This window comes from Enterococcus columbae DSM 7374 = ATCC 51263, from assembly GCF_000406925.1.
In the GTDB taxonomy this organism is placed as follows: Bacteria; Bacillota; Bacilli; order Lactobacillales; family Enterococcaceae; genus Enterococcus_E; species Enterococcus_E columbae.
Window position 1 is genome coordinate 439,262 of record NZ_KE136347.1, and the last position, 23,603, is coordinate 462,864.

The following is a 23,603-nucleotide window of genomic DNA, read 5'->3' on the forward strand; positions in this document are numbered from 1 at the left end:
TTTTCCTTCTTTCATCAAAATTATTCATCATTATTCTCAGGTCTACCATCCCATTTATTAAACCATTTTGGAATAATAATTACAACAGCGAGAGTAACAAGGATACATACCAACAAACCATATCGTAGCTCAGAGGAAATTTGAAGAATATAATTTGGATGAAAAGTATCTAAGAGCATAAGTGATGAGAATCTAACTGCCCAAGCTGGTGGCAGGTAATACCAAATTTTATCCAAAAGTCCCGTGCATGCTAAGGCGCCGATTAAAAAGAAAATTGCTCCAGAACCTACTGCCCAGGATGTTCCAAATTTCAAAACAATAAATAGATGGATAAAAATGAGACAAGTAAGTGGAATAAGCATAAGAATGGTCGTCAAGATATAGGATAGAATAATCATTTTCCCATATAACAAAGCAAATCCTATAACAGCAAGTATCAAGCTGAGGCTAATCATGATTGTTAATAAAATAATTATCGATAGAAGCAGTTTAATGCGGGATTTTCCAATGCATAAAAGATTAAAAAATGCCCCTGCACGTTGTTCTTGCTGCATGATACCAGTACACAATATCACAACTAGGCTATCCATAAATAAGGATAGTGCTTGAAAAAAACCAGTGATATTTTGTTCGTTACTCCATGAAGTAATGGAATAATAGGTGATAAAGAGTCCAACAAGTAAAATCGGCCAAAGAATAGCTAGATAGATTAGGGGGCTTTTTAGTATTTTATACATCTGTGAATATAAATATCTAATCATCGAATCTTACCTCGCTTCTGATTTTGTATAAAGTTTAGTTGAAATAACAGATAAAATTGTTGTTAATATTACAGAGGAAACTAGGGCAATAAAAGTATCGTAAGAGTGAGTATAGCTCAGATTTTTTTCAATCGGTAAACCATTTGGTAAAAGTCCCAACACAGAAATCATGGAACGATTGACCCATGCCCAAGGGCAAAACAGCCAGTATGGTTTAAGCGCTAATAACACACCCGAAAAAGAAGTCACTAAATTTAAAATGACCGAGAAAATAAGTCCTAATTTTTTTGAAAGAATAAAGCAAAAGGGGATTTGCCACATCGTTGTAATAAACATAACTATAATTCCGGAAAATATGGAAACAAGACTTAATTGCTTAATCTGATTGATTCCAAACAAGCTGAAAATAAAGGGAACACAAACAACAGCGATACTTAGGAGCAAGCAGGAAAGAAAGGCATAAAATAAAACTATTAAAAGTTTGCAGCTCCATATTTTATCCTGAGAAATAGGGAGGCTACGAATGGCGCGTAGTCCGTGCTTTTTGTTATCAATATTAACTGCTGTTGCACTAATTAAGGAGAAAGTGACGGGTAAAAAAACCACATAATACCAATTAAATAGGTTCAAAGAAAAATAACCTTGTTGAACAAGTGCCATTAGTGTCAGACATAGTGGACTAGCGATGGCAATCCTCCTAGTAGCACTTCTTTTTGTCTTTAAAAATTCAGATAATAGTATATTTGTATTAATCATGGGATCCTCCTTGTTGGTGACTAACAACCTCCATAAAAAGTTTTTCTAAATCAACTGATGGATCAAATGCACCTTGATATCCTAAGTGACCAGCTGCAATGATTCCTATATAATCTACGACATGTTCAACTTCAGATAAAATGTGTGAAGATAGAATAACGGTAGTTCCTTGTTGCGAAAAAAGCTGAATTAGTTTTCTTAGCTCCTTTATTGCAATTGGATCAAGTCCATTTGTAGGCTCATCGAGGATTAAAAGCTTAGGCTTGCTAAGCAGTGCCAAAGCTATTCCTAGCCGTTGTTTCATTCCCATGGAAAATTGTCCCACACGTTTTTTCCCTGTGTTTGTAAGACTTACAATTTGTAAAACTTCTTGAATTCTTTCTTTCTCAATTCCTAGAGCCAGTGAACGCACACGACAATTCTCATACGCAGTTAAGTTGGGATAGAGTGGTGGATTTTCAATTAATGCACCAATTTCGGAAAGATTTGCACGATTCCAAGGACTATTATTGAATATCATTTTCCCGGATGTAGGTGTAATCATTCCGCAAATCATTTTGAGAAGGGTGGATTTTCCAGCGCCATTTGGTCCCAATAAGCCATATATTTTTCCACGAGGTACATTAATATTGATATTCTCTACCGCCTTTTGTTTTCCAAATTGCTTTGATAAATTTTTAGTCTGTAAAATAAAATCGTTCATAATGTATGATCCTCCTTGTTTTTTCTTTACATGAGTCATTTTAGGGTAAAAAAATAAGGAATTTATAAGGAGGGTAGAAATAGCCAAATTTTCTAATATTTAAAGTGACTGGATATGCGGCTTTATGACAGAATAAATCAAGCAAAACAAGATTAAAATAACAAGGATGGTGTAGAGCCATCCTCTATTTTTGTGGAAAAGCAGAGAAAATTTACTTATTGCATTTTGATATGAGATTATCAATATCCAGGGAATAATTACAGTTATCATTAGATATAATTAGTAGAAGGATACGGCCTATCTTGACAAAATAGGTGTATATGTTTATAATTATGAACATAACCATAAAGGCGATAAAAACGTATATTACTTAATGAAACGAGGAGGTATGGTTATGGCTACAAAAAATATCTATGTTGCAGAGGCAGATTTACATTTATTTGATGAGGCAGCGCAGTATGCTGGAAGTGTTTCTGCTGCAGTTGTTCAGGCCCTTCAGGATTTTCTCAAGGTTCAACGCTACAAAAGTGAAGGTTATGATGAGATAGAGTTGAACCTTTATGAGAAAGGGGTAAGAAGAAAGGTGATGTTCTATGGTATGGAGATTACTCGTGTAGAACGTCCGGTAGAAGGTGGTACAAGGATTGATACAATATATAAAACGGCAAAAGAGCAGCTAGCAGTGGCTACAAAAATTCGTAAGGCGCTTCCTGATTGGGCGAAAGGAAATTCACGTGTATGGGAAAACCCACAGTCTTGGTCACATGATTTTTGGAATCTAGGAGATAGAGTGTTAAATGTATATCCGGACATAGAGAGCCTAAAGGAGAAGGATACGTATCTGGCCGAGTGCTGTGAATCTTCTCTTTCGGCAAAGCCTTATGAGTTTTTGGATATTTAGAGTAAATAATAAAATGAAATGGCTGGGGTGATTTATTTGAACAATGTTTTAATGATAGATGATGATTTGAGGCTATGTGATGTCATAAAAAAAGCTATGGCTGCGGAAGATGTTGCATTGGATTTTTGCGAGTCTGGGTTAGAAGGAATTTCTAAGCTAAAATCTGGCAACTATCAGGCGGTTGTGCTGGATGTCATGCTCCCGGGTATGGACGGCTTTGAAACCCTTCGACAAATTCGAGAATTTAGCAATATTCCTATACTAATGCTTACTGCAAGAACAGACAGTATCCTAAAAATCGAAGGATTTAGAACCGGTGCGGATGATTATCTAACGAAACCGTTTGAGCTACCCGAGCTTGTTGTTAGAATTTTATCTTTGATTCGCCGCTACACTGTATTTAATGGAATTGAAGAAGTAAATGCAGAAATATGCTTTGATGGTCTGAAGATCCTTCCTGATGACCGCTCTGTACATGGTGAATTTGGTATATGTGAACTTCATCCAAAGGAGTATGAGATTCTATTTTTCTTAGCAAAAAATCAGGGTAAAATTTTGACGAAGCAATCTATTTACGAATCCGTATGGAAGGACGAGTATATTTACGATGATAACAACATCATGGCAGTGATCAGTAGATTACGAAAGAAGTTACAAACTGTTACAAATATGAATGACTATATAGAAACGGTAAAGGGTGTCGGCTATAGATTTAATAAAAAATATAGGAGGCAGACCTGATATGAATCTATATATTTTTGTGATTATAATTTTGCTGGCTGTCGTTCTTTTTGGAGTTTTTCAATACTACAAGTTGAAAAAAAGCATGAATGAAATCGTAGAGGTTTTGATGGATGTAGATAGTGGTAACGGCAATAGGAGAATATTATCGAAACCACGAGATTTTCTATCACCTGTTGCTTTTCGCATCAACCATACAATTGCAGATTATGAAGATCAAATTTCGCAACTGAGAGTAAAAGAAAAAACGACCAATCAGCTGCTGACAAGCTTTTCCCATGATATACGTACACCTCTAACGGTAATACGTGCGTATTTAGATGCAATAAAAAATGGAACTGTAGTTGGAGAAGAAAAAGAAGCCTATTTAGAAGTGATAAGAGAAAAAGCAGCGGATCTTAGCTCTTATACAGATAGTATGTTTGAATGGTTTAAACTTAATTCAAAGGAATATGCTTTATACTTCGAGAGTGTGGATATAAATGAATTGACTCGTAGCTATTTGGTTAATTGGATTCCCGTTTTTGAAGAAAGAAAAATGGAATATATAGTGGATATACCGGAATATCCATCAAGGGTTTTGGTCGATAAAAATGCGTATTCCCGTATATTTGGGAATATTGTCCAAAACGTAATTTCCCATAGTCATGCCGACAAAGTAGAGATTCGGATTGACGATGATAGCGAAAAGGTCAGTGTGACAATTAAAGATAACGGTATTGGTATTCCTGAAGAAAGCATTGGTCATGTTTTTGAGCGATTATATAAATGTGATCCTTCACGCAGAGGAAATGGCAGTGGTCTTGGCTTATCCATTGCGTATGAGCTTGCTCAACTTATGAAAGGAACAATCCTTGTAGAAAGTGTTCCCAATCAGTTTACGCTATTTAAAATTGAGTTTTGCAAATAGTTGAAATCTCACGTTTTTCTTATTGACGTGAGATTTTCTTTTCATAATTGCAAGGTTATTGCAAGGTTGCTATCAGGTTTGTGTAATGTCCGGATGATAAAATTTTCCATGAAAAGAAAACTTAGGAGGTCTAGGGATGAGTAAATATATTATTGAAACAAATCATTTAACGAAATTCTATGGAGAGCAGAAAGCTCTGGCGGACATTAATATTCATGTGAAGCGAGGTTCTATTTATGGTTTATTAGGTAGAAATGGTGCCGGTAAAAGTACCCTTATGAAAATCCTTCTTGGACTCACTTCAGCAAGTGAGGGCGAAACATTTGTTTTCGGTATGAATGTAAAAAAGGACTTGCATAAAATCTTGCCGAGAGTAGGGAATTTGATTGAAACCCCCGGATTTTATCCGAATTTGACCGGATATGAAAATTTAAAGTTGTTTGCCAGAATGCGTGGTGTCACGAAGAAAAATGCAATAGAGGAAGCCCTGACGCTGGTTGGATTAAACAATGAGAATAAGAAGCTTTTTTCAGAGTATTCACTTGGCATGAAGCAAAGGCTTGCCATTGCTTTGGCGGTAATGCACGATCCTGAACTGCTAATCTTAGATGAGCCTATCAACGGGTTAGATCCTATTGGAATAGCAGAAGTTAGAAAACTGATACGAAGTTTGTCTGAAGAACGAAGAAAAACGATTTTGATTTCAAGCCACATTCTATCGGAAATAGCTTTGGTAGCAGATGATATAGGAATTATTGACCACGGAACTTTATTAGAGGAATCCAGTCTTGAGGAATTGGAAAATAAAAATAAAGTATCTATTCAGTTCCAGCTTTCAGATGTTGGGCAGGCTTCGATAATCTTGCAGGAAGTATTTAAAACGGATAACTTTAAGATTTCCGGTAAAGAAAATATTGAGGTATACGACACGAATTTGCCAATCGCAAAAATGAATAAAGCATTTGTAGAAAGTGGAATTGATGTGCATAAGGCTTATCTATTTGAAGAATCATTAGAAGATTATTTCAAGAAAATTACAGGAGGTGAGGGCATTGCTTGATTTGGTACTATGTGAGTTTCAAAAGTTAAAGAGAAGGAAATTTATCACTTTAACAATGGGTGTAGCCTGCCTTTTTCCGCTTCCTGTTTTGTTTCTTGCTCTTAGGCAGCAACAAGCGTTTTACATGTTATTCAGAATGGTATTTATATTTGGAGAAATGCTGTTTTTGCCTTGTGTATTAGGGGTGTTATCGACAATTATTTTCTTAACAGAAGATGAAAATGATGTTTTAAAAAATATACTGACTGTACCGGTCAGCAGGACAAAAATCTTTCTATCAAAGTGTATTATGCTTATGATACTGGCGATTATTTACTGCTTATTAGAGTTGAGTGCAAGTATATTATTTGCTTTCATGATCGGAAATGCCACGAACGCATCTTCATTTATATTATTTAGCATTTTAAGCGGTGTATTTATTTTTACTTGTTCCATGCCGGTCGTGCTATTTGTCATTACATTTGGCAAAAATTTTACAGTATCCAATATTGCGTCATTTATCTATGGAGTTATTTGCTTTGCATTGGCATACCTATGCACTGGCCCCGGAGGAGAGGTGCTTCTAAAATCGAAAATAGGAGTGTTGCCAATTGTAATGGTATTTCGATGGTATCTTGGATATTTTCCTTTAGAGGAACGCTTGGAAAAGTTTAACTTATATGTCGTTCCAACGACTTTGATGTTAGGTTATATATTGATATTCCTTGCAATCACAGTGTTCATTGGAATATTGGTGTACAGAAAGAAGGAGGTGTAAGAGAGAATGGGTCAATTATTGATTTGTGAATTGAAGAAACTCAAGAGATGTAACGTCTTTTGGATCATACTTGCCGGAGCCTTCTTTTCTGCGTTTATGACATATGTTCAATTTGTAATGTCAAAGAGCGTGGACAATCAAGTTAGTAATTTTATGGAATTCTATATGGCAGCGATTTGGAATAACTTTTTCGTAGCTTTTCCATTTTCAATTACGATTACAGGCGGAATGATTTTTAACCAAGAGTATAGTAATGCTACATTGAAATCCATTATGACCGTGCCTGTTTCGATTAAGAGATTGTCCTTTGCTAAGGTCATTATTATTGGTGTATTAGCATTTATCCTATCGTTGACAAATTTCATTTTTGTTGTCATCGGAGCTGCGTTATTGCATCTTCCTGAAATTACAACTTTTCATTTAATAAAATCCTTATTGCAGATTTGTGGTATTGGAATGTGTATTTATATATCCGTTTTACCCCTGATTATATGGGGCTTTAGGAAAGTGAATGGATATTATCCGATGATGTGTATTGCATTTATGTATGGCTTTTGTGGGAATTTTCTTATTCCTAGGGGATTGAGCGATTATTATCCAGTTACTGCTGGCTTACGGATCATCCAATATGATGTTCTTCCCCAAGGAAATAATGCAGTGGCATATATCACAATGTTGGCTGTGCTACTTCTATCAGTGTTAATGATTGTCTTTATTCCATATTCTTATGAAAAAGCGATTCATCTGAAAGCCGAGAAAAAGGGACAAAGAGACAAAGTACACAAAAGATAAGGAGCATAAAAATATGTAGTGGGTATAGAAATGAGCAGATATAACATAGTAAAAGGGATTAGAGGATTTTTAAAATGGAAATATTTCATACGTTGGTTTTTATTGATTATTTCTTTTCTGACTGTATGGACAATATGGGAAAACCTTACTGTAGGAACGACCTATTATCATATAGAAAACGAGCGAATACCGAGAGTCTTTGATGGATATAAGATTGCAGTTGTATCTGACCTGCACAATGCTGAGTTTGGTAAAGAGAATAGTCAGATAATAAAAATCATAGAGAAAGAAAAACCGGATATGATTGCCATTACAGGGGATTTGGTTGACTCTAAAAGACTGGATATAGATGTGGCAATTACATTGGTTCAGAAACTGATGAAGATTGCCCCATGTTACTATGTGACCGGAAATCATGAAGCGTGGATTGGACAGCGATTTTCTGAGTTGGAAAGAAAACTATTAGATGAAAAAGTTGAAGTTCTTCGTGATCGTGTGATACAGCTTGAAAAAGACCAGCAATCCATACAGATTGCCGGTGTAGATGATCCTGATTTTGCAGATAGAGATTGTTCGATACAAAGCAGTGTGTTACTTTCAAAAATTAAAGATCTGAAGCTATCCGATGAATATTGCGTCTTGTTATCCCATAGACCAGAGTTGTTTGACACCTATGTATCGGAGTATGTTGATATGGTGTTAAGCGGTCATGCGCATGGCGGGCAATTCCGGCTTCCTTTTGTAGGTGGCATCATAGCACCAAATCAAGGGCTTTTTCCAAAATACGATGCAGGGATTTATACAAAAGAGCAAACCACAATGATTGTAAGCAGAGGTATCGGAAACAGTGTTATTCCGGTGCGTTTCAATAATCGCCCAGAAGTAGAGATGATAGAGCTGAATAGCCAAGAGCATTAAATGCGTTGGTTTCACCAGCAGTAAAAACAGAATAAAGAAAACTATATAATATGGATGGGCTTCATAGCCGTCCTCATATATATCCCAATATGAAGAAATAAAACATCTTTCTTTATATTGGGATATGCTTATTTTTTGACTCTAAAAATATATTTGCGTTTGCACTTTATAATTTGTTTGAAACAGTTTGTCCACGATGGATATATTGACATCTATCGCAATTTTTTTCTTCTGATAAAACACGGCTATCATACTTGTCATAATTGATCGTGTCGGTTATTTGTAAATCTTTGAAGCAAATCGGGATTCCGGAAGAAAAAATAAAGCTCTTCCTGTTTTGTATTTGAAAATGAAGATGAGGCTCTGTAGTATTTCCGGAATTACCACATAGTGCTATTTTTTGCCCTCTCTTTACTCTTTCATTTTCTTTGACTGCTATACTGTTGTGTTTCAGATGTGCCAAAAACGAATATTCATTATCATCATGTTTAATGATAATATGGTTTCCGGCCAGATTTTTAATTAGCGGGTCAGTGCCGTTGTTTTTCATTATGGCAGAATCTTTTTGATGGTCATATACTTTCACAACCAATCCATCCGCAGGAGCTAAAATTTCTTCTTCATAACAATAATAGGAATCTAGGCTCATTTTATTGCCTGCATAGCTCTTTCCGTTTTCATCTAGTTTAATAAAGTCATAGGCGTATCTTTGTGAATTAATAGACCAAGAATGGGATAAAGCCTTAGTAATGCCTCCGTTTACTACAACCCAATTTCCTTTTAGCGGAAGTGAGTATTTTACTTTCCCTTGATGATTCTCTATGCTGGGGACGGGATTATCAATAATGGGAATGATGAACATGGAACATAATTGAGCAATTGATTGAAATGTTAGTGGAAGCTTTATAATTGCTTTTAAAATGGCAAATAACCAAAATAACCATAGTATTTTCCAAATGACGTTATCTGATATGAATATTGGAAGCCCTAGTAAACCAAACCATTTTATTTTTTCAATCAATCTGATGAATTTTCTCATGATAGTAACCTCCTTTGCTATTCGTCCATAACGGTAAAAACTTCTTCTATTTTTAAATCAAAAACTTCAGCAATCTTCCATGCAAGAACAAGTGATGGATTATATTTTCCTTTTTCCAAATTTCCAATGGTTTCTCTTCTGACATTCACTTTTTCTGCTAAATCACCTTGTGATAAATTGTGAATAGCCCTTAGTTCTTTAATCCTATTTTTAATCATTGTCTATCTCCTTGATTTCTCTTAATTCATAGTAGGATGTTAAAAGAGAATAGACGACGATAGAGATCATCCAGTTAACTGCAAATGCTACAACTAATGAATTTACTATACTTTTTTCTAAGATAAAGTAGCATATTCCAGTAATCGGAAGTAAAGAGAGACATCCAAAATGAAAAGCATATGCAGCTGACTTGTTCATGTATTTTTCCATCATTTCATCAGGCTTAATAAAAAGGTATTTAAAATAAATTGCAAAGGCAAAAAATGCAAAGAAAAATTTATTTGACGATAAAAATCCTATAAAGCCAAAAAGAGATAAAAATCCCAAAGAACTGTACACTAGTTTATTTCGTTTCATAAAATTCTCCTCATATATCAATTTCATTGCTTTTGAAAAAGCGTTTGTGAAAATAATGTGATATATATATATCAATATGATAGAAATACATCACTTTATGATAGAAATATACCACATATCAATTTACTTTTCAATACTTAATGCGTGTATCCCAAAGTGATTACTAATCAAATAGCTCTAAAGTGAAGATGCAAAAGTCCACTTACTGTGGGTAATTTTGCATCTATCCCTTTCACTTTGATCACTATATTGACTCCACACTGTACTGTGTAGTACACTATATATGAAGGAGGAAGGGTATGAATATTGAAGATTGGAAATCACAACTAAAAAGAGGAACACTTGAATTTTGTATTCTTCTTTTGATTCAGTCAGAACCGTCTTATGGGTATGGAATCATATCGAAATTGGAACAATATCCAATTGTTGCGGCAAAAGAAAATACGATTTATCCGCTACTACGCCGTCTGCTAAAAGAAGGGTATATTGATGCTAATTGGCGGGAAGGAACAGAAGGACTTCCTCCTAGAAAGTATTATTCTCTTACAGAAAAAGGCTTGGAGTATATCAGCGCGATGTCTAAAGAATGGACAAATTTAGTTTGTTCCATAGAAGCATTGAAAGGAGGAGCATCATGGACAAAAGATTAGAAGAATATCTTGCTAAAATGGAAAAATATTTAAAACCATTACCTTTTGTGGAACGTCAAGATATTATTAAAGAATTACACAGTGAAATACAGGATCTGCTAAGAGAACAGACTCCAATTGAGCAAATTTTGGAAAGACTGGGAAATCCAAAAGAATTAGCAAAATCTTATCTCGGTGAAAAATTAGAGAGAACCGGAAGATTTAGTTGGCGGCAAGTTCTTGTTGTGTGCGGATTTTATAGTTTGGTCGGTTTTAGTGGCATGGTAGTGATTCCTACACTTGCGATCGTTGCTCCTTTGTTCATGTTGTGTGGCATCATCGTACCACTTGCTGCTCTAGTTAAATTATTAGGACATTTATTTCACTTCTATTTTCCTCTTTTGCAACATATAGGAATCAATATTCCGGGATTGGTCATGAATCCTTGGGTAGATTTTTTGCTGAATGTGATTGTTAGTATTGCAATTACATATGCAGGATACTGGTCATGGAAACTATTGGTTTTATATTGCAAGAAAGTGAGTCAAACAGCAAAGTCAATAAATCCTAAGAGGGCCTCGTCATGAAGCTCATCCTTGTACACGGATTAGGTCAAAGTGCAAAATCATGGGATGAAACAAAGGGATATTTAAAACAACCAATCGATGTACACTGCCCAGAGTTATATTTAACAGAATCTGATGATGATTTTTCGTACCAAAAATTATATGAGAGATTTGAAGAATACTGCGAGCAATTTAAAGAGCCAATAATTTTGTGCGGGCTATCGCTAGGAGGCGTATTATGTCTTAACTATGCGATAGAACACAGAAATAAAGTAGAAAAGTTAATTCTGATTAGCACACAATATAAAATGCCAAAACTTTTACTGTATGTGCAAAATCTTGTGTTTCGTTGTTTGCCTGCCAAAATATTCCATCATTCCAACCTTACCAAATCGAGAATCATTCAGTTATGTACAAGCATGATGCATTTAGATTTTAGTAATAGGTTGCAAGAGATAGCATGTGATACGTTACTACTCTGCGGGGAGAAAGACCTTGTCAATCTGGCTGCGTCTAATCGACTAAGTAGAAAGATAAAAAAATCCAATATGATAAAGATTGCCAATTCCGGACACGAGGTAAATAAGGATCAGGCCCAAAAGTTGGCGGAAATTTTGTTTTGCTTTTTGCAAAAGTAATTGGTTAAACATCAGTTAAAACTGTGACTGAAATGAACGTAAGAATATGCGTATCTTCTCTTGATTATAAATGTCTTTCCTGAGCGCAATCTTTATTCCGTATATATTTATACTAAAAGTTTAAATAAAGTTTAATATGTTGAAGAGGGAGGGGTTTTGTGAAAAAAATACATTATATATTTAGTTTTATGATTCTTTGCGCAATCTTCATTGTTATTGTTCTTCCCATGATTCCCTTTTTTAGGATGAGTCCTTTTGCTTTTTTGCTTATTGCTTTCAGATCTACAATCTTTTTGGTGTTAGCTTTCATATTCTTACTTATACAAATTATTTTTGCTATCTTCGCACATAAAACAAGAATCCATGCAGATAAGAAAGGTATTCTTTCAACAGTCATCATAATGTCGCTTTTATTGGGAGGAACTTGGTATTATTCTGCTGGGAATCAAGTTTATGATTTGCATCAGGTGCCTGCGAAAAAATCAGGACAAATACGGATATTATCATGGAATACAAATCATGCAATAGAAAAAGACGAGTTGTTAAGTGTGGTCAAAGAATTAAAACCAGACATCGTATTTTTCCCGGAAGAATGGCAAGGACAGAATACAAAGGTTTTTGACTGTGATTTAGATGTGCCAGAAGATCAAAAACCTACACATTGCTATTTAGATAGTTTGATAGATAGTTATGAGTATTTTAAAGAAGAGTCACCGTTGCAGACCCTGCTTGTACCTAAAAAGTATGGATTATATTCTGTAGAATCTGGAGAACCGTACTACGCTGGTTTTTTTGCTACACCTCCAGCAAATCATTCTGAAAGTCCGTATATATTACTTGCTCACATTCAAAGACCAGAATTTGGCATTGGTACTTCGTGGTGGCAAAAACATATGGAATGGGCAAAAGAGAAATCAATTTATGAGAACATGATTGCAGCTGGTGATTTTAATGCTACATTGGGAAATATAGGTGGTCATCAATTGGGTGAACTAGAAGACATGGCTTATGCATTAAACCAAAATCAAGCAGGCACATGGCCAACTTTTTTACCAGCATTTTTAGGTGCTCCGATTGATCATATATTTATTGGTAAAGCATATAAACCAATTTGGTTCGGGGTTTTGAATACAAGCAAAAAATCAGATCATAGAGCAATCTTTGGTATTGTTGAAAAAGTAAATCGTTAGAATTAATTTTGTGTTTTGTTCTGTAAAACTATGATGCATCTGGATTTCAGTAATTAGGTTGCAAGAGATAGAGTGTGATACGTTACTACTCTGCGGGGAGAAAGATTTTGCCAATTTGGCTGCGTCTAATCGACTAAGTAGAAAGATAAAAAAATCCAATATGATAAAGATTGCCAATTCTGGACACGAGGTAAATAAGGATCAGGCCCAAAAGTTGGCAGAGGCCATATTTAAGTTTTTACAAACGCAATTGAGCAATTAAAGCAAAGTATAATAATCACTCTTTGTTTTTGAATCTGTTTACTCTAAGTTTACTTTCATGAGATATACTGAAAATTAAGGAAAACGGGAAGTGGTGATAAATTGAATAACAGAAAAAACATTTTAATCGTTGACGATGAGGTGGGCATTGTTAAAATGCTTTGTACTATATTGAATAAAGAGGGATTTAATGATGTCGATTCGGCGTTTACTGGTACAGAAGCCATAGAAAAAGCAAAAAACAATAAATATGACCTAATTCTATTAGATGTTATGCTGCCTGACTTAGATGGATTTCAGGTATGCAGTTTTATAAGAGAGTATTCCTCTGCACCTATATTATTTTTGACAGCGAAAACAAGTGATATCGATAAACTTACTGGTTTAAGAATAGGTGGGGATGATTATATAACAAAACCATTTAATCCACTAGAAGTTGTGGCTAGAATACAAGTTCAGTTTCGTAGAATGGAGCAATTCGCAAAATCAAGATTTAATGAGACGCATGACTTTTTTCACTTTGGGGATGTTATGGTTGACAAAAAATCAGCACAACTATGGGTAAATGATAAAGAAGTTCCATGTCCGGCCAAGGAATTTGAATTGCTTGTTTATTTAATGGAGCATCCGAACCAAGTATTTACAGCAAGTCAATTATATGAAAAAATTTGGGGATTTGATAGCTATGGAGATGAAAAGACAGTATCTGTTCACATTGGGAGAATTAGAAGGAAGATTGAAAAGGATATAAAGAATCCTGAATATATTATTAATTTAAGGGGCATAGGGTATAAGTTTGTTGGCAAGTTGAGAGGTGACTGATATTGAAATTTTCATTATCTGAGGGGAAAATTGTTATTCGATTTACTCTGAATTTTATTATACATCAATTTTTAATGCTGTCTTTTTCTGGGGTTCCAGCTGCCATTTTTCTTACCATTTTTAATGGAAGTACCTCGGAACCAGCATATACAGGCGTTGTTGCAATGCTTAGCTTCCTTTTTTACATTGTTTACTGCGTGTTTTATGGTTACTATGTTGCTTTTCCCATGTTGGGCATTATTTTGCGTGTACGACAATTAGCTAAAGGTGATTATCTTATCTCGCAAAAAAGTAAAACCTTCAATCCGGCTAAACGACTTTATCGAGAGGTCTACGCAAATTTAGATATGCTAGCAAAAACTTTGAAAGAGAATCAAAATAAGAGGGAGGAATTTGAAAAACAACGCCAAGAATGGGCTGCTGGAGTTACACATGATTTAAAAACTCCACTCTCTTATATCGCAGGTTATACGGAAATGCTCTTATCAAAGGATCATAAATGGTCAGATGAAGAGAAGGAAGAATTTTTACAGATAATAAGAAATAAATCTAAGTACATGGAAGAATTAATTGGTGATTTAGGGGTTGTATTTAGAATGGATAACGATCAGTTCATGCTTCCATATATGGAAAGTATTGAACTGACAGAATTTCTTCGGCGTATTCTTGCAGAGATTGCAAGTTTACCTGATACAAAAGAGGATTCCTTTGAAATAATTGATGATAAAAAACCTATTATCATATATGGAGATAAAAAACTCCTTCATCGTGCATTTACTAATTTGTTAGTTAATGCGATTGCTCACAATCCAGCGAGAACAAAGATTACAGTTAAAATAAGGTCTTATCCGCAATTGATTATTGAAATTTCCGACAACGGAAAAGGACTGAGTGAGTTTGATAAGAAGAATTTGTTCAATCGCTATTTTCGTGGTTCTTCTACGGAAGAACATGAAGGTGGTACAGGCTTAGGAATGGCTATTGTAAAACAAATAATTACAGCACATAAAGGTACTATATCTGTGGAAAGCAAGTTGAAAAGTGGGACAACGTTTACTATATACCTACCTAGTAAAGCTGAAGGATAAACATGAAGTTGGACAAAATAGTCCAACTTTTTTACGTTTAACCAGAATTTGTGGTTTGTTTACTTTCTGTTTAATTTAAACATGTAATCTATAATTAGCTCGATTCAGATAGAGAAAGAAAGGAGTTTGTTATGGACCGACAAATAGTAGTGGAACTAAAGAATGTTACAAAGACAATCAACCATAAAAAAATAGTGGAGAATTTAAACTTTCAAATTCATTCAGGAGAAATATTCGGTTTTTTAGGACCTAATGGTGCTGGAAAAACTACTACAATACGAATGATGGTAGGATTAACTCGTATCAGTGAGGGAGATATTTTCATAAATGGCTTTAGTATTAAAAGCGATTTTAACAAAGCGATTTCAAATGTTGGTGCTATTGTAGAAAATCCAGATCTCTATAAATATATGACGGGTTATCAAAATTTAAAGCACTTTGCAAGAATGGTTCAAGGTGTTGGAAAAAAGGAAATAATTGAAACGGCAGAGCTTTTAGGAATTGGTAATTGGATCAAAAATCCAGTACGTACTTACTCTCTGGGTATGCGTCAAAGATTAGGTCTTGCACAAGCTTTATTGCATCATCCGTCATTAGTGATTTTGGATGAGCCTACGAATGGTTTAGATCCAGAAGGTATTCACGAATTGAGAAATACTCTAAAGTATCTGGCACATGAAAAAGGTGTAGCGATTCTTGTTTCTAGCCACTTGCTCTCAGAAATGCAGTTAATGTGCGATAAAGTAGGGGTAATTCAACATGGGAAACTGATTACAGTCCAAAACATTGAGGATTTTATGCGTGCTGGAAAATGTGTATCTAGTATTATGGTTGATCCATCTCAAATAGATATGGCATATCACATTATTCTGCAAATGGGTAAAAATATTATTTCCAAAGATATGAGTGGTAAATTACTTGCTGAGATCGAACAAAAGGATATTCCGGAGGTGAATCATAAGCTAATGGAATCAGGAATACGTGTATATGAGGTTCAAACACAACAAGAAACGTTAGAAGAAAGATTTTTAGAAGTTATGGAGGAAAATAAATGACAGGGCTAATTAAAAACGAAGTAATAAAAATATTTTGTCGCAGATTAACAATGTTTTTGCTGCTGTTTATTTGTGTTTTTTCAATAGGATCATCTTTTGTCTATAAAGCTTCGAATAAAAGCACAGAAGATTGGAAAACAAGGGCACAAGAGACTGTTCAATTAAATCGAAATCGGATTGATTTAGTAGAATTATCTCCACAGCTAAAATCTGATGCTGAAAACAAATTAGCAATTGCAACATATAGATTAGAAAATAATATTCCAGAGCCAGAGCCAAATGCATTATCGGCAATATTAAATACAAGTGGATTGATAGAAATTATTATCTTTATTGTTTTGATTGTTGCAGCTGAAATCGTCTCAAGAGAATACAATGATGGCACTATGAAATTGCTTTTAATTCGCCCACATAGTAGAACTAAAATACTTGTATCCAAGTATATATCTATTGTCTTTTTGGGAATAGTTGCATTATTTTTAATGCTTTTATGTGCAGGGATTACTAATATATTTCTCTACGGACTCCCAGATATTCATACAACGGATTTATTTATTAATCAACAAGGTAATATCGTGAATTTATCAGTCCTTTCTCAAATAATTAAGCTGTATGTAACAAGCATATTCCCTATTCTTAGCTATGCGACAATAGCATTTACAATCTCTACAATCTTGAAAAATAGTGCGTTTGCTGTTGGGGTATCATTAGTTTTGATGCTATGTGGGAATATGATGATTGAATCAACCTCTAAGATTGCATGGATGAAGTTTTTACCATTCGCAAATAGCGATATGTCACTTTATATTTATCACTTGCAACCAAGACCGGAAATGACAATAGTTTTCTCAATTAGTGTTTTAGTTGCTTACATGTTGTTCATGTTTTTGATCAGTGTGATCACATTTAAGAAAAGAGATGTATCTATATAATGGGTATTATTTTAGAGAAAGAGAGTTTAGTTTAACGATCTCTTTTGAATAAAACAATAGGGAATGGGACGGTGTTGCAGCCGTCCCTTTCTCTATATATGCTATTAATCTAGTATTACTGGGAAAATTGGACCGACTTTAGTCTCAGCTCATTTTTTGGGGAAAGTTGATAAATAAAAATGGTGACAATTAATGAAGTTAAAAATAGTTCACATTATCTATTGACGCACAGAAAATCAAGTGATATATTTCTAACATAAAAGTGAGAAATATGTAACATTTTGGAGGAATTATATGAATAAGAAAGTGTCGCTTAAGGAAATTGTAGGAACTAAGATTTTTTATGCTGTTATATTAGTATCCTATTATTGGATGTGGGCAAGATCAGACTGGAAAGAATGGTATTCAACATTGGAGTCTTTATTGGGTTTTTTCTTTTTTTGTTTTTATACCTTTCAAAGAATAAGAATTAGAAAATATAAAAGAGAAGGTGTAGACGAACTAGCAGAACAGAACTTGAAAAGATGTGATTCAATCTGTCTCAAGGTATTCATAGTCGCTATGGTCATTGCTGCATGGGCTGCTGCAGCCATTGGGCATGTCAATATATTCGGTGCACAGGTCATTGGTTGGTGGATTGTTTTGTCTATTTTGGCGATAACAATACTGAGAACAGTCCTGTTTTTAATCATGGATAATAAGGGGGTATGATATGGCTCTTGTTACAAAAATAAAAGCTTATCGTGAGCAAACTGGAATGAAACAAAGTGAATTGGCGGAACTTGTTGGTGCAAGACGTGAGACAATCGTTCATTTGGAAAATGGTAGATACAATCCCTCTCTTAAATTAGCTATGGATATTGCGAAAGTTTTCCATGTGACTGTTGAAGAGTTATTTGAATTTATAGAGGATGAGTAGCGAGGTGTTGATGGTGGAGCGAAAAAGAAAGGTTTTATTATGTTTTTTATCATTAATCTGTTTTGGGTTGATTACGGGATGTGGTAATACAAAACCAGCTACATCAGCAAATTTATCTTATACACAAACTAATATAAGAAATATTTCAGTATCCTCCAATGTACAGATTGTTGGATTGGGAGAAGCCAGTCATGGTGTAGCGCAGTATCAGCAAATGAAAGCTGATGTATTTAGAGCTTTGGTCAAGAATAATGGTTGTCACACTTTTATCATCGAGGGTGATTTTGGTGGTTCGCTCAAAGTTGACCAATATATTAACGGAGGAGCTGGAACGGCTGAAGAAGCGATTGCAGAAATAGGATTTGGTATTTACCATACAAAAGAAATGGCTAATTTGGTAAATTGGATGCGTTCTTACAATAAAACTGTTTCGGCGAAAGAAGCGTTACATTTTTATGGTATGGATGTACAACGATTTGATAATAATAAGGAGTATCTTTTTTCAGTCATAGGAGAAACTCATCCAAAATTAAGCTTAAAATATTCAAAGTTGCTTGCACGACTTACTGATAAAAATAGAAATTCATTAGATAAATCGACTTTGAAGCATGAGAAAAAAATTATTTCAGAATTAATAGAAAAATTAAATGATATTGAGCCGGCAATAGTAAATCGATCGGGTCAGTCTGCTTTTGATTTTGCAAAAGAATGTGCAAAAACGATCGAGTCATATTGTGAACTGCAGCTGAGCGATGACTATAATGCTAGTCGTGATAAGATGATGTATGAAAAGATAGAGTGGTTTTTACAGCATGGTGATCATACAGTTCTATTTATAAATGGGCATAATGGTCATATAGCTAAAGAATCCTTCGCTGGTTATACCGGCTTAGGAGAATTGCTTTCAAAACATCTTGATAAAGGGTATTATTCGATTGGTACTGATGCAGTAACGACGAAGTTTAATTCTCAAAAAGATAATGGAGCGTTTGAAGTTTTAAAAGTCAAAAATACAAATGATTTAAATAGCCAGTTTACTAATAAAATGGTCAAACCATATTTTATTGATTTTGAAAGTGCAGCTACAAATGAAAAGTGGCAACATATTTTGAATAGTAAGCAGTCGATAACCACACTAAATGTTGGTTTGTCTGGCATACAGAAGCTATTTAAATCAGGATATACAGTAAAAATTACTCCAAAAGAGGCATTTGACGCAATGATTATTTTTAAATCTGTTACACCATCAACAATACTTAGCAATTAAAGACAAAAATAGTGAGCAAACAAATTAGGATTGCTCACTATTTTTTTATGATGGAATATTTAAAAAAATAATAGTTATAAAAGTTATTTAATTATTTTTGATAAATCTATTGAAGGCATTTATTTAAACAAATCATTCCTAAATTGCGTTTGATTCTGTTACAATAGAATTGGATTGTATCAAATGAATGAGGTGTCTTTGTGAAAAAGAAAAAATTACTATTAGTAGATGGAAATAGTGTTGCATTCCGAGCGTTTTATGCGCTGTATAATGCAATGGATAATTTTAAAAATTCTGATGGCTTGTATACTAACGCAATTTATGCTTTTAAGAATATGTTTGAAAAAATCTTAGATCAAGAACAGCCAACGCATGCTTTGGTTGCTTTTGATGCTGGCAAGACCACCTTTAGAACGGAAATGTACCAAGAATATAAAGCAGGTAGAGCGAAAACACCTAGTGAATTTAGAGAACAATTACCTTATATTCGCTCATTAGTTCATGCTTTTGGGGTAAAGGAATATGAACTACCTAACTATGAAGCAGATGATATTATCGGGACCTTAGCAACCTTGGCTAGTCAAGAAGAGGACTATGAAATCGTGATTGTTTCAGGAGATAGAGATTTAACTCAGTTAGTTAGTGACCAAATTACGGTTTATATCACCATCAAAGGGGTTAGTGATCTTGAGGTTTGTACCCCTGAGTTTATCGCTGAAAAATATGATGGATTAACTCCTAGACAAATTATCGATTTGAAAGGGTTAGCTGGTGATAAGTCGGATAATTTACCAGGCGTGACTAAGGTTGGAGAAAAAACAGCGATTAAATTGTTAAAGGAATATCACAGTGTTGAAGGCATTTATGAACATATTGATGAACTAAAAGCCAGCAAGATGAAAGAGAATTTAATCAATGATCAAGAGCAAGCCTTTTTATCCAAACGGTTAGCAACGATTAACACGACCGCTCCGATAAAAATTGGCTTGGAAGAGATTAGTTATCAAGGACGTCATACAGATGAACTGATTGAATTATATCGAAAGCTAAACTTCCAATCGTTTTTAGATAAGATGGATACCTCGCAAGTCAAGGAAGATTTGGCAAGCATTAGTTATGAGTATATTACTGAGCTATCCGATGAAACGCTTAAAGGTGACGAGTGGACCTTATATGTTGAAATGCTAGGCGAAAATTATCATGTTGATGAAATTGTGGGTTGGGCTTTTGGTAATCAAGAAAAGATTTATGTATCAGATAATGTAGATTTACTATCCGATTCACGTTTCGTTGAGGCGCTATCCACCAAGCAATCGATTCAAACCTATGATTTAAAACGGCAGCTAGTAGCTTTAAATCGCTATGGTTGTAAGCAGGTAGTCTTTTCTTTTGATAGCCTGCTAGCAGCTTATTTACTGGATACAACGGATAATAGCAGTGATATTGCCAATGTTGCTTGGAATTATGGCTATAAAGAGATTCAATCGGATGAACAAGTTTATGGTAAGGGGGCTAAACGAGGCCTGCCTGAAGACAATCAAGTTTTTTATGCGCATCTTGCTCGCAAAATTAAGGCGATTCAGTGGTTAACTGAACCACTAACCAATGAGTTAAAGGAAAAAAATCAATGGCAATTATATGCAGAAATGGAGTTGCCATTAGCCTATGTTTTAGCAGACATGGAGATGACCGGAATTACGGTTGATCCAACTCGTTTGCAGCAGATGAAGCAGGATTTTGCTATTCGACTAAACGAAATCGAAAATAAAATCTATGCGCTTGCCGGGGAAGAATTCAACATCAATTCACCTAAACAATTAGGAGTCGTGTTATTTGAAAACTTGAGCTTACCAGTGATTAAAAAGACTAAAACTGGCTATTCTACTGCAGTCGATGTGTTAGAACAATTAAAAACGGCCCATCCAATTATTGAAGAGATCCTTAGCTATCGTCAATTAGCCAAACTGCAATCTACCTATATAGAAGGCTTGTTAAAGGTGATTCAACCAGATGGCAAGATTCATACGCGTTATGTTCAGACTTTGACACAGACAGGTCGCTTGAGCTCAGTTGATCCAAACCTACAAAATATTCCAATTCGTTTGGAAGAAGGGCGTAAGATTAGACAGGCCTTTGTGCCAAGTCAAGCAGATTGGGTGATTTATTCTTCCGATTATTCGCAAATTGAATTGCGTGTGCTAGCGCATATTTCAAATGATGCGCACTTAAAGGCGGCCTTTATCGAAGGGCAAGACATTCATACTTCAACGGCGATGCGAGTATTTGGTATTGCAAACCCTGAGGAGGTTACTGCTAATATGCGTCGTGATGCCAAGGCAGTTAACTTCGGTATTGTTTATGGCATTTCTGATTTTGGTTTATCTCAAAATCTAGGCATTACCAGAAAAGCCGCCAAACAATATATTGATACTTATTTCGAGCGTTATCCTGGGGTAAAAGATTATATGCAAAATATTGTGGTGAAAGCTAAAGAAGACGGTTTTGTTGAAACCTTATATCACCGCAGAAGATATTTACCGGATATTCATGCCAAAAACTTTAATGTCCGTTCTTTTGCTGAGCGAACAGCGATTAATTCGCCGATTCAAGGAACAGCGGCGGATATATTAAAGATGGCGATGATTGAGCTACACCGTCGATTAAAGGCTGAAAACTTTACCGCCAAAATGCTATTACAGGTTCATGATGAATTGGTCTTTGAAGTGCCAAAGGATGAACTATCTCGCTTGGATCAGCTAGTGAAAGAAGTGATGGAGCAAGTGGTTAGCTTACATGTGCCACTGATTACTGATAGTAACTGGGGCAATACATGGTATGACGCAAAGTAACAGAAAGGAAATTAGAAAGCTATGCCAGAATTACCAGAAGTCGAAACTGTGCGCAAGGGCTTAAATCAATTGATAAGTGCGAAAACGATTCGTCAGGTAGAGGTTTTTTGGCCGAGAATCATTGAAAGTCCAGCGGTTGAAGTGTTTTGTACTAAGCTACAAAATCAAGTGATCAAGCAGGTTTTAAGACGAGGCAAATTTTTAATTATTGAATTAAGTGAGGGCTGTCTTATTTCACACTTGCGAATGGAGGGGAAGTACCATTTCTATCAACAGGAAACGGCTCCTAATAAGCACGAGCATGTGGTGTTTCGTTTTACAGATGGTACGGAGCTACACTATCAAGATGTACGTAAGTTTGGTCGAATGACTTATCTCCCTAAATCACAAGTCTCTGTTTATTTTGAGACTAAAAAGCTTGGCCCTGAACCAACCGTAGCTGATTTTGACCTAGAGGTTTTTGCTACGAAAGTAAAAGCTTCGCATAAAAAAATTAAGCCCTTATTGTTAAATCAACAATTAGTGGTTGGTCTAGGCAACATCTATGTGGATGAGGCTTTGTGGCAAGCGAAGATTCATCCGGAGACTCTAGCGAAAGCTTTAACAGATTCAGAAATCAAAGTCTTACATCAGGCGATTATTGAAGTGCTACACCGCGCAGTTGAAGCTGGTGGAACGACGATTAGAAGCTATGTCAATGCATTAGGCGATGCGGGGAATTTTCAAGTGCAATTAAATGCTTATGGTCAAACTGGCCAACCTTGTGTGAGGTGTCAAACCCCAATTATTAAAATAAAAGTCGAACAAAGAGGAACACATCTTTGTCCGACTTGCCAGATTAAAAAAGGTGAGCAACAATGAGCTTTATATTAGGAATTACTGGTGGAATTGCCACTGGAAAAAGTAGTGTAGTGAATTATATCAAAGGGTTGGAAATCCCAATTGTTGATGCTGATTTAATCGCAAGAGAAATCGTATTGCCTAATCGACCGGCCTTAAAAGTCTTAGTGGATTGCTTTGGAAAGCAAATTATTGATGAAAAAGGTCACTTAGATCGCAAAAAATTAGGGGATATTGTGTTTAATGACGCTACTAAACGTCAGCAGCTAGATGAATTGTTAGCACCTTATCTACAAGCTGAGATTAAACGACAAATCGAGCAATATCAGGCCGAACACTCGCTTGTAGTTGTGGATATCCCATTAATGTATGAAAAGGGTTATGATGAGTGGATGGATCAGGTGGCAGTAGTTTATTGTACGCCAGATCAACAAGTCAATCGCTTGATGACCCGAAATCATTTAACAAGTGAACAAGCAATTAGGCGCATTCACTCACAATTACCCATTGATATCAAAAAACAAATGGCAGAAATAGTTTTTGATAATAGTCAGACGCTTGAACAAACGATCAAACAAGTGGAACAATGGTTAACAGACCGTAAATTTATTAGAAAATCTAGGTGAGGAGTGA

27 protein-coding genes are annotated in these 23,603 nt (G+C 35.2%); 21 read left to right on the forward strand and 6 right to left on the reverse strand.

The genetic code is table 11. The features are described 5' to 3' along the window. Positions 1-20: 20 nt before the first annotated feature. From RK02_RS02115 to RK02_RS02125, 3 genes are read right to left on the reverse strand one after another with little or no spacing between them, the layout of a single operon-like run. On the reverse strand, positions 21-761 hold the full coding sequence (locus tag RK02_RS02115) for a lantibiotic immunity ABC transporter MutG family permease subunit (protein ID WP_016182590.1): 741 nt from the start codon (positions 759-761) through the stop codon (positions 21-23). 6 nt (positions 762-767) lie between these two features. Beyond that, the gene (locus RK02_RS02120) at positions 768-1,517 is read right to left on the reverse strand and encodes a lantibiotic immunity ABC transporter MutE/EpiE family permease subunit (RefSeq protein ID WP_016182591.1); all 750 of its coding nucleotides are present in this window, start codon (positions 1,515-1,517) and stop codon (positions 768-770) included. Further along, the gene (locus RK02_RS02125; protein WP_016182592.1) at positions 1,510-2,220 is read right to left on the reverse strand and encodes a lantibiotic protection ABC transporter ATP-binding protein; all 711 of its coding nucleotides are present in this window, start codon (positions 2,218-2,220) and stop codon (positions 1,510-1,512) included. The genes RK02_RS02120 and RK02_RS02125 overlap by 8 nt, the downstream gene beginning before the upstream one ends. Before the next feature lie 394 nt (positions 2,221-2,614). Here RK02_RS02125 and RK02_RS02130 point away from each other — a divergent pair, with 394 nt between their 5' ends. The 7 genes from RK02_RS02130 (at position 2,615) to RK02_RS02160 (ending at position 8,299) form a co-directional block, all read left to right on the forward strand. Continuing rightward, entirely contained in the window at positions 2,615-3,121 is a 507-nt protein-coding gene (locus tag RK02_RS02130) for an EXLDI protein (RefSeq protein ID WP_016182593.1), read from the forward strand. Between the two features lie 27 nt (positions 3,122-3,148). After that, positions 3,149-3,862 (forward strand): response regulator transcription factor, encoded by a 714-nt coding sequence (locus tag RK02_RS02135; protein WP_425387161.1) that lies wholly within the window; start codon positions 3,149-3,151, stop codon positions 3,860-3,862. 1 nt (position 3,863) lies between these two features. Next, complete coding sequence (locus tag RK02_RS02140; protein ID WP_016182595.1) at positions 3,864-4,772, forward strand: sensor histidine kinase; 909 nt, start codon at positions 3,864-3,866, stop codon at positions 4,770-4,772. A 136-nt stretch (positions 4,773-4,908) separates the two neighbouring features. Continuing rightward, positions 4,909-5,832, forward strand: a complete 924-nt coding sequence (locus RK02_RS02145; protein WP_016182596.1) for an ABC transporter ATP-binding protein — start codon at positions 4,909-4,911, stop codon at positions 5,830-5,832. After that, the gene (locus tag RK02_RS02150) at positions 5,816-6,589 is read left to right on the forward strand and encodes an ABC transporter permease (protein ID WP_245555677.1); all 774 of its coding nucleotides are present in this window, start codon (positions 5,816-5,818) and stop codon (positions 6,587-6,589) included. Before RK02_RS02145 ends, RK02_RS02150 begins: the two co-directional genes overlap by 17 nt. Before the next feature lie 6 nt (positions 6,590-6,595). Continuing rightward, a complete protein-coding gene (locus RK02_RS02155) occupies positions 6,596-7,381 on the forward strand; it encodes an ABC transporter permease (protein WP_016182598.1) in 786 nt (261 codons plus the stop codon). 30 nt (positions 7,382-7,411) lie between these two features. Further along, entirely contained in the window at positions 7,412-8,299 is an 888-nt protein-coding gene (locus RK02_RS02160; protein WP_245555679.1) for a metallophosphoesterase, read from the forward strand. A 166-nt stretch (positions 8,300-8,465) separates the two neighbouring features. On the opposite strand, the gene RK02_RS02165 is transcribed toward RK02_RS02160, so the two are convergent. Genes RK02_RS02165 through RK02_RS02175 form a run of 3 tightly spaced genes read right to left on the reverse strand, consistent with a single transcriptional unit; the run spans position 8,466 to position 9,914 of the window. Next, positions 8,466-9,338, reverse strand: coding sequence for a M23 family metallopeptidase (locus tag RK02_RS02165; protein ID WP_016182600.1), 873 nt, complete (start codon positions 9,336-9,338; stop codon positions 8,466-8,468). 17 nt (positions 9,339-9,355) lie between these two features. Further along, positions 9,356-9,553: a helix-turn-helix transcriptional regulator gene (locus RK02_RS02170; protein WP_425387162.1), complete on the reverse strand. Its 198-nt coding sequence runs from the start codon at positions 9,551-9,553 to the stop codon at positions 9,356-9,358. Continuing rightward, complete coding sequence (locus RK02_RS02175; RefSeq protein ID WP_016182602.1) at positions 9,549-9,914, reverse strand: DUF3796 domain-containing protein; 366 nt, start codon at positions 9,912-9,914, stop codon at positions 9,549-9,551. Before RK02_RS02175 ends, RK02_RS02170 begins: the two co-directional genes overlap by 5 nt. Positions 9,915-10,213: 299 nt before the next feature. Here RK02_RS02175 and RK02_RS02180 point away from each other — a divergent pair, with 299 nt between their 5' ends. From RK02_RS02180 to coaE, 14 genes are all read left to right on the forward strand, one after another. Continuing rightward, positions 10,214-10,564 carry a PadR family transcriptional regulator gene (locus RK02_RS02180; protein WP_016182603.1) on the forward strand — a complete coding sequence of 117 codons (351 nt, stop codon included), beginning with the start codon at positions 10,214-10,216 and terminating at the stop codon, positions 10,562-10,564. Next, complete coding sequence (locus tag RK02_RS02185) at positions 10,549-11,130, forward strand: DUF1700 domain-containing protein (RefSeq protein WP_016182604.1); 582 nt, start codon at positions 10,549-10,551, stop codon at positions 11,128-11,130. Before RK02_RS02180 ends, RK02_RS02185 begins: the two co-directional genes overlap by 16 nt. Beyond that, positions 11,127-11,747 (forward strand): alpha/beta fold hydrolase, encoded by a 621-nt coding sequence (locus RK02_RS02190; protein ID WP_016182605.1) that lies wholly within the window; start codon positions 11,127-11,129, stop codon positions 11,745-11,747. Before RK02_RS02185 ends, RK02_RS02190 begins: the two co-directional genes overlap by 4 nt. Positions 11,748-11,905: 158 nt before the next feature. Next, positions 11,906-12,937 carry an endonuclease/exonuclease/phosphatase family protein gene (locus tag RK02_RS02195; protein WP_016182606.1) on the forward strand — a complete coding sequence of 344 codons (1,032 nt, stop codon included), beginning with the start codon at positions 11,906-11,908 and terminating at the stop codon, positions 12,935-12,937. Between the two features lie 363 nt (positions 12,938-13,300). Further along, complete coding sequence (locus RK02_RS02205; RefSeq protein WP_018451656.1) at positions 13,301-14,020, forward strand: response regulator transcription factor; 720 nt, start codon at positions 13,301-13,303, stop codon at positions 14,018-14,020. A 2-nt stretch (positions 14,021-14,022) separates the two neighbouring features. Further along, complete coding sequence (locus RK02_RS02210; RefSeq protein ID WP_016182608.1) at positions 14,023-15,108, forward strand: sensor histidine kinase; 1,086 nt, start codon at positions 14,023-14,025, stop codon at positions 15,106-15,108. A gap of 131 nt (positions 15,109-15,239) precedes the next feature. Beyond that, positions 15,240-16,163, forward strand: coding sequence for an ABC transporter ATP-binding protein (locus RK02_RS02215; RefSeq protein WP_016182609.1), 924 nt, complete (start codon positions 15,240-15,242; stop codon positions 16,161-16,163). Beyond that, complete coding sequence (locus tag RK02_RS02220) at positions 16,160-17,095, forward strand: ABC transporter permease (protein WP_016182610.1); 936 nt, start codon at positions 16,160-16,162, stop codon at positions 17,093-17,095. Before RK02_RS02215 ends, RK02_RS02220 begins: the two co-directional genes overlap by 4 nt. Positions 17,096-17,389: 294 nt before the next feature. Further along, positions 17,390-17,806: a hypothetical protein gene (locus tag RK02_RS02225; RefSeq protein ID WP_016182611.1), complete on the forward strand. Its 417-nt coding sequence runs from the start codon at positions 17,390-17,392 to the stop codon at positions 17,804-17,806. A 1-nt stretch (position 17,807) separates the two neighbouring features. Further along, entirely contained in the window at positions 17,808-18,014 is a 207-nt protein-coding gene (locus RK02_RS02230; RefSeq protein ID WP_016182612.1) for a helix-turn-helix transcriptional regulator, read from the forward strand. 10 nt (positions 18,015-18,024) lie between these two features. Then, positions 18,025-19,281 carry an erythromycin esterase family protein gene (locus tag RK02_RS02235; RefSeq protein ID WP_016182613.1) on the forward strand — a complete coding sequence of 419 codons (1,257 nt, stop codon included), beginning with the start codon at positions 18,025-18,027 and terminating at the stop codon, positions 19,279-19,281. Positions 19,282-19,481: 200 nt separating this feature from the next. Next, entirely contained in the window at positions 19,482-22,130 is a 2,649-nt protein-coding gene (gene polA, locus RK02_RS02240) for a DNA polymerase I (protein WP_016182614.1), read from the forward strand. Between the two features lie 21 nt (positions 22,131-22,151). Further along, positions 22,152-22,991, forward strand: coding sequence for a DNA-formamidopyrimidine glycosylase (gene mutM, locus RK02_RS02245; protein ID WP_016182615.1), 840 nt, complete (start codon positions 22,152-22,154; stop codon positions 22,989-22,991). Next, complete coding sequence (gene coaE / locus RK02_RS02250; protein ID WP_016182616.1) at positions 22,988-23,596, forward strand: dephospho-CoA kinase; 609 nt, start codon at positions 22,988-22,990, stop codon at positions 23,594-23,596. Before mutM ends, coaE begins: the two co-directional genes overlap by 4 nt. Positions 23,597-23,603 lie beyond the last annotated feature (7 nt).

What these genes read in the sequence shown, in the direction of transcription:
- RK02_RS02115 (WP_016182590.1), bottom strand. Translation starts at nt 761, where the DNA reads ATGATTAGATATTTATATTCACAGATGTATAAAATACTAAAAAGCCCC.
- RK02_RS02120 (WP_016182591.1), bottom strand. Translation starts at nt 1,517, where the DNA reads ATGATTAATACAAATATACTATTATCTGAATTTTTAAAGACAAAAAGA.
- RK02_RS02125 (WP_016182592.1), bottom strand. Translation starts at nt 2,220, where the DNA reads ATGAACGATTTTATTTTACAGACTAAAAATTTATCAAAGCAATTTGGA.
- RK02_RS02130 (WP_016182593.1), top strand. Translation starts at nt 2,615, where the DNA reads ATGGCTACAAAAAATATCTATGTTGCAGAGGCAGATTTACATTTATTT.
- RK02_RS02140 (WP_016182595.1), top strand. Translation starts at nt 3,864, where the DNA reads ATGAATCTATATATTTTTGTGATTATAATTTTGCTGGCTGTCGTTCTT.
- RK02_RS02145 (WP_016182596.1), top strand. Translation starts at nt 4,909, where the DNA reads ATGAGTAAATATATTATTGAAACAAATCATTTAACGAAATTCTATGGA.
- RK02_RS02155 (WP_016182598.1), top strand. Translation starts at nt 6,596, where the DNA reads ATGGGTCAATTATTGATTTGTGAATTGAAGAAACTCAAGAGATGTAAC.
- RK02_RS02160 (WP_245555679.1), top strand. Translation starts at nt 7,412, where the DNA reads ATGAGCAGATATAACATAGTAAAAGGGATTAGAGGATTTTTAAAATGG.
- RK02_RS02165 (WP_016182600.1), bottom strand. Translation starts at nt 9,338, where the DNA reads ATGAGAAAATTCATCAGATTGATTGAAAAAATAAAATGGTTTGGTTTA.
- RK02_RS02175 (WP_016182602.1), bottom strand. Translation starts at nt 9,914, where the DNA reads ATGAAACGAAATAAACTAGTGTACAGTTCTTTGGGATTTTTATCTCTT.
- RK02_RS02180 (WP_016182603.1), top strand. Translation starts at nt 10,214, where the DNA reads ATGAATATTGAAGATTGGAAATCACAACTAAAAAGAGGAACACTTGAA.
- RK02_RS02185 (WP_016182604.1), top strand. Translation starts at nt 10,549, where the DNA reads ATGGACAAAAGATTAGAAGAATATCTTGCTAAAATGGAAAAATATTTA.
- RK02_RS02190 (WP_016182605.1), top strand. Translation starts at nt 11,127, where the DNA reads ATGAAGCTCATCCTTGTACACGGATTAGGTCAAAGTGCAAAATCATGG.
- RK02_RS02215 (WP_016182609.1), top strand. Translation starts at nt 15,240, where the DNA reads ATGGACCGACAAATAGTAGTGGAACTAAAGAATGTTACAAAGACAATC.
- RK02_RS02220 (WP_016182610.1), top strand. Translation starts at nt 16,160, where the DNA reads ATGACAGGGCTAATTAAAAACGAAGTAATAAAAATATTTTGTCGCAGA.
- RK02_RS02225 (WP_016182611.1), top strand. Translation starts at nt 17,390, where the DNA reads ATGAATAAGAAAGTGTCGCTTAAGGAAATTGTAGGAACTAAGATTTTT.
- RK02_RS02230 (WP_016182612.1), top strand. Translation starts at nt 17,808, where the DNA reads ATGGCTCTTGTTACAAAAATAAAAGCTTATCGTGAGCAAACTGGAATG.
- RK02_RS02235 (WP_016182613.1), top strand. Translation starts at nt 18,025, where the DNA reads ATGGTGGAGCGAAAAAGAAAGGTTTTATTATGTTTTTTATCATTAATC.
- mutM (WP_016182615.1), top strand. Translation starts at nt 22,152, where the DNA reads ATGCCAGAATTACCAGAAGTCGAAACTGTGCGCAAGGGCTTAAATCAA.
- coaE (WP_016182616.1), top strand. Translation starts at nt 22,988, where the DNA reads ATGAGCTTTATATTAGGAATTACTGGTGGAATTGCCACTGGAAAAAGT.